Raw genomic sequence first — 8,407 nt, forward strand, 5'->3', positions numbered from 1 at the left:
ATGCCGGCAACTCATCCTGGATCGCGTCGAGATTGTAGCGCACCTGCCCAAGCGGGTTGCGCATCTCATGCGCAATGCCGACGGCAAGCGCCTGAAGCGCCGAGTTTTTTTCCTGGGCCAGCTGGCCCTTGCGGTTACTGTAGCTGAACATGTAACCGGCAACAATGGTAAAAAAGATGACGATGGCGTATAACGGAATATTGAACTCGGGATCCAGTGCAAATCCCGGAGATGCAAGAACAAAAAACAGCAGTGCCGAAGCAACACCGATAAAGAGATCGATGGCGAAAATGAGCCAGTTCGGCACGAAGGTAATGAGAATGAACAGCATGAATATTTCCCAGTACAGCCATAACTCATGAAAATTATTCATGAGCAGGTTGACCGTAAAAATAAACGGCAGCACACTGATGATGGTGAAATGCCAGTAATAGGGGAAAAACGCTTTTAACTTTGCAGGGAGCCGGTTGCGGAAAACCACTGAAATGGAGAGCAGGGTTGCCGCCATGCGCAGATAAAAATTCTCATAGGGAAGATGGAACCCGTACTTGAACAGAAAAAAGAACAAAAAATGGGCCGGAGCCCCGAGAAGCGCCGCGGAGCGAAGATTGAAATCCGATATCATCGTCCCCTCTTCGAATGCCTTTCTGAGGTAAGCGCGGATCATCAGAACAACTCTCCTGTCATGAGATGTTTTACGGTTTCTTCGGCTGCCGCGAAACACGCCTCGATCGAGGCTCCCCGGCGAAAATCACCGGTTACATAAAGACCGGAAAATGAAGCGAGACTTTGCTGCAATTCGGAAAAAAGCTTGTGATGGAACGGCGAATAGGCACATAACCCCGGAGAAAGATACTTGTAAATCATGGATGTGCGGATATTCCCCGCGATAGAAAAGAATGGCAATACTTTTTTTTCCGCCTGCAATATAACATCTTCGGCTTTCGATTCAGGATTTATTTGCACTCTGGCCGCTTTGCCGCTGAACGTGTAGCGGACAAGATCGAGGTCATGAATGCCGTAGGCGCCGGCATTGCTCAGGGGTGAAGTGCTGTCGAAAACCATCGCACGCTGCTCTTTGGGGAAAACATTGTCGCGATATGCCGCAATGGCGACCGAGACCGGATAGTATCTGACTCGATCGAGTATCTCCACCGCCTCGGGGAGGGAACCACCGAGCAGCGCCGAAAGCTGTACTGCCGGAAGCGCCGAGATCACCCGGCCATAGGTGATCGAACCTCCCTGACCATTGCAGGTATACGCGACGGTAACTCCCCGTCCCGAATCACATCGGTCGAGGCGCTCCACCCGGTGGCCTGTCCTGATGCTGAGGTCCCCGGACCGGCCATCGGCGAAAGCCTCCAGAAGCTGATGCATGCCCCCCTTGAGCTGCTCGTAGCTGTCGAGAACAAGCGCCAGATTCGACCCGAAATTTCCCGGATAGCACTCATCGGGTTCAGCGCCGTTCATTCTCACCGTTACGGGGCGGATAAGATGATTGGCACATCGACGGGGAAAGTAATCTGCAAGAGAAACATGATCGAACCTCCCTGCGATATCGTTGAAAAAAGAGGTGCGAAGCATCCCCTGCGCATTGTCCTTCATAATCGCCCTCACCCAGGGATACAGCATCGAAACGCCCTTCGGGCCAGCCAGTTTCAGGAATCCGAAAAGATTTGAAAGCTGCCGGCCCTCCTTGGTGAGGCTCACCACCTTTCCATCAATGACCTGCGAGGTGTTGAAGCCGAAATATTCGAACGGAAAATCGCCGGTATCGCGCACAAATTCGCGGAACCGGCGGTATTTTCTGCCGATATTCTTGCCACCGAAATCAAGCCAGCGCCCGCCCATACGCTCACTGCCGATTCTGCCGCCAATTGCAGGAGCCGACTCGTAAAGGTCAACCGGAACACCGGCTTTATTGAGGTAGAAAGTCGTTGCGATACCCGAAATACCGCCCCCGATAACAGCAACCCTCCTCATTGAAGCACACCTCCCCGCTGGAAGAGGTCGACTTTTGCATCGAACTGACGTTTGATTCTTGTGCCGATTCTGCCGGACCTTATGCGGTGAGAGGCATAGCCCTCCTTGCTCATGAATACACAGGCTTTCAGAGAGGCTTCGGCGCAGAGTTTTCCCCACTGAAAAATCTGACAGATTGCATACGAAGCACGTTCATCGGTCTCTCCGGCCCAGGTGAAATCACTGTAGGCTCTGAGAATAACCGGTGAAGTCGATTCGATGTAATTGTAAAAACGGGTATCGTAGGAGAGCAGTGTCATGCCGCCCTCAAGAGGCAATTTCCCGGTGATATGGGTAGTTGCGATGGCGGCCTGCCGCATCGCTTCAAGAATAAGCATACCCTGAACATGATCGGATTCATGATCGAACCGGAACTCGTCGATGCCGTCAAACATATTGAAATACAGAAATCTTCCGTCCTCCCACGGGATCGAAAGCAGAGAGTTTTTTTCGGTTTTCTTGTGAATACAGCGGATATCGAGAGCTCCGGGAAGCAGTTCGCCGTCTGAGACGGCAAGAGGGCTCTGGAGAAGCCCCCGGAGGTTCATGGGCAGCTTTCTGATCAGTGCCGACGCGGTTTCCACGTTCAGCAGCGAAGTTTGCCTTCTGGATTTGATGGTGCCGATCAGCTGCAGTTTGCCTGAAATATCGGGATGTTCACTCGCATAGGTACTCGAAAGGTACATTTCACACGACCGACCAAGAAGAAACTGATAACCCGCGACCTCCTCCAGGGAAGAGACCCTGACAGCCTGCACTCCGGAGCTCTCGGCGGGAAGCTCGTCGTCTTCAAAAACAAGCGTATAGGGCTTCAGTCCGGGATGGTCGGTTAAAAACGCATGTTTTCTTTTTTTACGTTCGATATGAAGCAGCGAGGGACGGCCCTTGAGCATCGGCCTGAACTGAAGCAGCTGGCCATTCCCGGAAAGAGATTCTTGTACTGAGTTATTCATAGGGGTATTCATTACCTGTTTACTTGTTGCATTTGAGTGAAAAAAAAAGAATAATTGAACACTGCCGTTGCGATAGGGATTCGATCAAAAAAAACGGCTCGCGTCTATAATAATGGTTTAAAAAAATATAGCGATTCATGGAGCAAAGAACAGCGCTCCTGCAGAAGAATTTACCTGGTTTTTTCCTCTGCGTCCTTTCCTGAAGTTCTCGGCTTTTCGTATTTTAAAGCTTTTTCAATCCAAACCTGACACAGACCATGAGCCAGCTCGATCTCCTCAATATTGTTCACCGCCCAAGAAGGCTTCGTAAATCTGCGGCTATCAGAAACCTCGTACAGGAACGTACCCTGACGGTAAACGATCTTGTTTTTCCGCTGTTCGTCTGTCCCGGCACCAATGTTGTGGAAGAGGTGCAGTCCATGCCCGGCAGCTTCCGTTACTCGATCGACAATGCGGTCAAGGAGTGCCAGGAACTCTGGGATCTGGGCATCCAGTGCATAGATCTTTTCGGCATTCCTGAAAAGAAAACCGAAGACGGCAGCGAATCATACAATGATAAAGGAATCATCCAGGAAGCAATACGGGCCATCAAGGCAAAGCTCCCCGACCTCTGCATCATGACGGATGTCGCACTCGACCCATTCACTCCGTTCGGGCACGACGGTCTGGTCCGGGACGGGATCATCCTCAACGACGAAACCGTAGAGGTGCTCTGCAAAATGGCGGCTTCACACGCCAATGCCGGAGCGGACTTCGTTTCTCCCAGCGACATGATGGACGGCCGTATCGGAGCTATCCGCGAATCCCTTGACGATGCAGGATTTTCCGATGTCGGCATTCTTTCCTATGCAGCCAAATATGCATCGAGCTTTTACGGCCCGTTCCGCGACGCCCTGCATTCGGCGCCACAGTTCGGAGACAAGAGCACCTACCAGATGAATCCGGGAAATACCGACGAAGCCATGAAAGAGATAGAGCTCGACATCATGGAAGGCGCCGATATCGTGATGGTAAAACCCGGTCTTGCCTACCTTGACATCGTTTACCGCACCAAAGAGCGTTTCGATGTTCCTGTCGCTATCTACCATGTTTCCGGAGAGTACGCCATGGTCAAGGCTGCTGCGGAACGTGGATGGATCGATGAAGAACGGGTGATGATGGAGTCACTGCTCTGCATGAAACGTGCAGGCGGCGACATGATCTTTACCTACTACGCCAAAGAGGCGGCAAAAAGGCTTCGCTGAAGCCTCTCGACAGGACGGATTACCGGCGACATCTCTATCAGGAAGCCCGGCTGCCCAGTATAGCCGGGCCTTTTTACTACTTACAGTCATGATACGATACATTACAGCAGGAGAATCACACGGACCAGCCCTTACGGCAATTGTGGAGGGACTTCCGGCGGGGGTACCCGTTACGCAGAACGATATCGATACCCAGCTGCTGCGTCGGCAGCAGGGGTATGGCCGCGGCGGGAGAATGAAAATAGAGAGTGATAAGGCTGAAGTGCTTTCCGGCATCCGGTTCGGCAAAACCATCGGTTCACCCGTAACCCTGCTCATCAGAAACCGTGACTGGCAGAACTGGACCGCCACCATGGCGCAGTTCGAAAAACCTGCCGAAGAGGTTGCCAGAATAACCGTTCCAAGGCCCGGTCATGCCGACCTTGCCGGAAGAATCAAATACGGATTTGACGATATCAGACCTGTTATCGAACGATCATCAGCACGGGAAACCGCAGCCAGGGTTGCTGCAGGAAGCCTTTCCAGGGTTTTTCTCAGAACGCTCGGCATCGAAATCGGCAGTTACGTATCGGCGATAGGAAGTTCCTGCGAAACAGCCTGCAGCCCGGCCGTCGAAGAACTCCTCGCCAAAGGAGCCGAATCACTTTCCATGGAAGCCGACCAGTCCCCGGTACGTATGCTCGACAAAAGTGCGGAAACCGGCGCAATGGCGGCTATCGATGAGGTCAGCAGGCAGGGGGACACACTCGGAGGCATCGTTGAGCTGTTCATTACCGGAGTACCGATGGGTTTCGGCAGCTATGTGCAGTACGACCGGCGCCTCGATGCGGCGCTCATAGGGGCACTTCTGTCAATTCAGGCAATAAAGGGCGCCGAGATTGGCCACGCTTTCGATAACGCCCGGAAACCGGGATCACAGGTGCATGACGAATTCATCCTCTCCTCAGCTGACGGGCTTTCAAGAAGAAGCAACCGAGCGGGAGGCCTCGAAGGAAGCATGTCGAACGGCCAGACCATGCATCTCAGGGCCGCCATGAAACCGATCTCTTCGCTTGTCTCACCACTGCACTCCTTCGATCTTGAAACCCTGCAGCCGACACTCTCCCGCTTCGAACGGAGCGACACCTGCGCGGTACCGGCAGCAGGAGTGGTTGCTGAAGCCGTCGTAGCTCCGGTAATCGCCAATGCATTGCTGGAAAAGCTCGGGGGCGACCATCTGGAGGAGATCAAAAGCAGACTTGAAGCCTGGCGCCTGCATGTTGCAAGCGCCTTTCAGGCCTGAACTCCGTTCGGGCCTTTTTTTTCGCGGCTTGTCAGCTTCTGGTCCATTTCTCGGGAAGGCTCGGCGACCTCGGTTCTGCCTACAATCTGTGCAGGAACGCCTGCAACCGTGTAGTGGGGAGGCACATCCTCGAGCACCACACTGCCGGCTCCTACTTTCGAACCCTCACCGATCACCACATTGCCGAGAATCTTTGCTCCGGCCCCGATAAGCACCGATTTATGAACCTTCGGATGCCGGTCACCAGTCTCCTTGCCCGTGCCGCCAAGGGTCACCTCGTGCAGGAGTGATACATTGTCATCGACAACTGCTGTTTCACCGATCACGAGACTGGTCGCATGGTCGAGCAGAATCCCCTTGCCGATCACTGCTGCAGGATGGATATCGACGGCAAACACCTCCGATATCCGGTTCTGGATGAAATATGCCATGGTTTTTCTGCCGTTCTTCCAGAGCCAGTGCGCAAGGCGATATGCCTGAAGCGCCTGGTATCCTTTCAGAAAGAGCATGATCTCGAAATAGTGTACCGCAGCCGGATCGCGCTGCTGGGTCGCCACAAGATCATAGAGCGCATACTCGACCTGCTCCGGACTCTGCCGGTAAAAATCCTCGAACAGCCCCTGCAGTACAAGCGGCGGGAAATGTTTCGAACCGAGCTTTACCGACAGCAGCATGGCAAGCGATGAACCGAAATCGTCAAACCTCAGAATGTGCTGTTCGAGAAAAATGCTGATTTCGGGATCCCGGCCGCACTCGTTGGCCGCCTCGGCGACAATCGCCTTCCAGATATTGGTTAACTCCATTCCCATACGTTTTTTCCATAGTCCCTGTCTGAAGTCAGGACTTGATTTGCCGTTACCCTTGCCGCATCAGGAACACACCTCGGCACTCATTACAAGCATGAAAGGTTATCAGCATGTAAAAGGTTCATTTTCCGAACACTTACGGTTCAAAAACTAATAAAAAAATCCGCAATAACGATACTCCCGGAAGGCAATCGAAAAGCTCCCCTGCTTACACACCCTGCCAAACCCCGCCTGAACGACTCCCGTCCGGAAAAAGTACCGGAATTTTTTATATTTAGCGTCAGTTATCAGCCAAGAAAAGGCTGTATCAAATCAGGCTGCTTTTTTATGGCATTACAGGAACCCGACAAGTCCGGGACCGTTGCTTCCGGTAAACAAAAAAAAACAACGGGCAGCAAAGAGGTACAGCGCCTGAAAAGCGAATTTCTCAACAATGTTTCTCACGAAATCCGAACCCCCCTCAACGGAATAGTCGGCATGACGCATTGCCTGCTCGACACCCCGCTCAATGAAAAACAGCGCTATTTCGCCGAAACAATCCGCTCAAGCACCTCCTCGCTGCTGAAGCTGACCGATACCATTCTCACCTTTTCAAAGACTGTATCGGGTACCATGCGGCCTGAAAAAAGGACGTTCAGGCTTTCCCTGCTCCTCTCCTGTATTGCCGAGCCGATCTCCTCTTCGAGCTGTGAAAAAGGACTTGGTTACTCCTGGGATCTTGAGGATGATGTGCCCGATTCCCTTTACGGCGATCCGGAAATCCTCCGGCAGGTATTGACGATACTGGCGGAGAATGCCGTAAAATTTACCCGGGAGGGAACCATAAAACTTTCCGTAGCTGTGGAAAAAAAGATAACCGATGCCGTTGTCCTTCGCTTTTCGGTAACCGATACAGGCATAGGCATCCCCCCGGAAAAGTCCGCAGGAATATTCGACACCTTCACTCAGGCCGACACATCGTCCACCCGGCATTATGAGGGACTTGGTCTTGGATTGACCCTGTCAAGAGAACTGGTAAAGCTCCTTGGCGGCGAAATCGGGGTTGAAAGCGAAGAAAAGAAGGGGTCATGCTTCCGGTTTACCGCATCTTTCGGTATAACCGAAGCATGCGCTTCTCCAGCCCGGCTGGCAGAAGAATCCGGGAATCAGGTCATAACATGCATGACGCCTGCGGCCGAGGATCCGGAAAACGGGAACTCCCCGGAAGACAGCCCCTCCTCTGTTACCGACGATTTGCAGATTCTTGTCGTCGAGGACAACCTGATCAACCAGCAGGTTGCACTCATGATGCTCAAAAAGCTTGGTCTGAATGCTGACGTGGCAATCAACGGCGCTCAAGCCGTAAGCGCCGCCGCAGATAAAAACTACAGGCTGATTTTTATGGACATCCAGATGCCTGAGATGGATGGCATTGAAGCCACCCGGCTGATACGCGGCACCGCAACCGGAAAAGATATCCCGATTGTTGCGCTGACTGCGCATGCCATGCCTGATGACCAGACTGCATGCTTCGAGGCCGGAATGAATGATTTTCTCTCGAAACCGCTGCATCAGGATGCTTTAGTGCGGGTCCTGAGGCAATGGCTGCCTGCATTTTCCTGTTAACGGTATTTCCGTTTTCATTCTCAGCTTTTTTCATGCCGTTACCGATCACGAGTCGCATCCAGTGTATGCCTGCTTCAGAATAGACTCAGGATTTCCTGACCGGCTGAGAAAGATACATCATGAAACAACACGGCTCCGTCAACGCCTTCTGCAGAGCCGCCGGAATAAAATATCCCGCCCAGATGGCACCGGATCCGGGTAATGTCTTTTTTCGGATTGGTGGCGATGAATTTTCTTGCAGCGGGGTCCTCGGTCAATAACAGGAATGTGCATGACGGACTGGTTTACGTGTTATCACTGTAAATCATCTCATCGATGATCAAGCTTGCCCGCAAGGAACGCATAAGGGCGTCAATGCAACTCAAATCACATCCCGTCGAATCAGGAAGTCCGGTCCGAGAGCGCGCAGGAGAACCAGCTCAAGCTGTTCACGCTGAATATCACCCTGTTGTGAAAACAGGGGCAATACCTTGCCGGAAGCATCCGGACAGGCAC

At 52.6% G+C, this 8,407-nt stretch carries 6 protein-coding genes and 1 pseudogene; 3 read left to right on the forward strand and 4 right to left on the reverse strand.

Annotated elements, in window-relative coordinates; all coding sequences use genetic code 11:
* The 3 genes and pseudogenes from WBP50_RS11430 to WBP50_RS11440 form a co-directional block, all read right to left on the reverse strand.
* Positions 1-667 (reverse strand): annotated as a pseudogene (locus tag WBP50_RS11430) (hybrid sensor histidine kinase/response regulator); the annotation flags it as partial.
* Positions 667-1,983, reverse strand: coding sequence for a protoporphyrinogen/coproporphyrinogen oxidase (locus tag WBP50_RS11435; RefSeq protein WP_423934636.1), 1,317 nt, complete (start codon positions 1,981-1,983; stop codon positions 667-669). The pseudogene WBP50_RS11430 and the gene WBP50_RS11435, both read right to left, overlap by 1 nt.
* A complete protein-coding gene (locus WBP50_RS11440; RefSeq protein ID WP_423934638.1) occupies positions 1,980-2,975 on the reverse strand; it encodes an AfsA-related hotdog domain-containing protein in 996 nt (331 codons plus the stop codon). The genes WBP50_RS11435 and WBP50_RS11440 overlap by 4 nt, the downstream gene beginning before the upstream one ends.
* A 257-nt stretch (positions 2,976-3,232) precedes the next feature.
* On the opposite strand from WBP50_RS11440, the gene hemB reads away from it, so the two are divergent.
* Positions 3,233-4,219 (forward strand): porphobilinogen synthase, encoded by a 987-nt coding sequence (gene hemB, locus WBP50_RS11445; RefSeq protein WP_423934640.1) that lies wholly within the window; start codon positions 3,233-3,235, stop codon positions 4,217-4,219.
* Between the two features lie 88 nt (positions 4,220-4,307).
* On the forward strand, positions 4,308-5,501 hold the full coding sequence (gene aroC / locus WBP50_RS11450) for a chorismate synthase (protein WP_423934643.1): 1,194 nt from the start codon (positions 4,308-4,310) through the stop codon (positions 5,499-5,501).
* Here the strand turns inward: aroC and cysE are convergent.
* Positions 5,492-6,304 carry a serine O-acetyltransferase gene (cysE, locus tag WBP50_RS11455; protein WP_423934649.1) on the reverse strand — a complete coding sequence of 271 codons (813 nt, stop codon included), beginning with the start codon at positions 6,302-6,304 and terminating at the stop codon, positions 5,492-5,494. The two genes, aroC and cysE, sit on opposite strands and share 10 nt — an antisense overlap.
* Before the next feature lie 330 nt (positions 6,305-6,634).
* Between cysE and WBP50_RS11460 the strand changes: the two genes are divergently transcribed.
* Positions 6,635-7,912 carry an ATP-binding protein gene (locus WBP50_RS11460; RefSeq protein WP_423934646.1) on the forward strand — a complete coding sequence of 426 codons (1,278 nt, stop codon included), beginning with the start codon at positions 6,635-6,637 and terminating at the stop codon, positions 7,910-7,912.
* The last annotated feature ends 495 nt before the right edge of the window (positions 7,913-8,407 follow it).

The organism is Chlorobium sp. (assembly GCF_049593655.1).
Taxonomy (GTDB): domain Bacteria; phylum Bacteroidota; class Chlorobiia; order Chlorobiales; family Chlorobiaceae; genus Chlorobium.

Bases quoted from the DNA above. Each gene is read 5' to 3' on its own strand.
- WBP50_RS11435 (WP_423934636.1), bottom strand. From the start codon at position 1,983: ATGAGGAGGGTTGCTGTTATCGGGGGCGGTATTTCGGGTATCGCAACG.
- WBP50_RS11440 (WP_423934638.1), bottom strand. From the start codon at position 2,975: ATGAATAACTCAGTACAAGAATCTCTTTCCGGGAATGGCCAGCTGCTT.
- hemB (WP_423934640.1), top strand. From the start codon at position 3,233: ATGAGCCAGCTCGATCTCCTCAATATTGTTCACCGCCCAAGAAGGCTT.
- aroC (WP_423934643.1), top strand. From the start codon at position 4,308: ATGATACGATACATTACAGCAGGAGAATCACACGGACCAGCCCTTACG.
- cysE (WP_423934649.1), bottom strand. From the start codon at position 6,304: ATGGAGTTAACCAATATCTGGAAGGCGATTGTCGCCGAGGCGGCCAAC.
- WBP50_RS11460 (WP_423934646.1), top strand. From the start codon at position 6,635: ATGGCATTACAGGAACCCGACAAGTCCGGGACCGTTGCTTCCGGTAAA.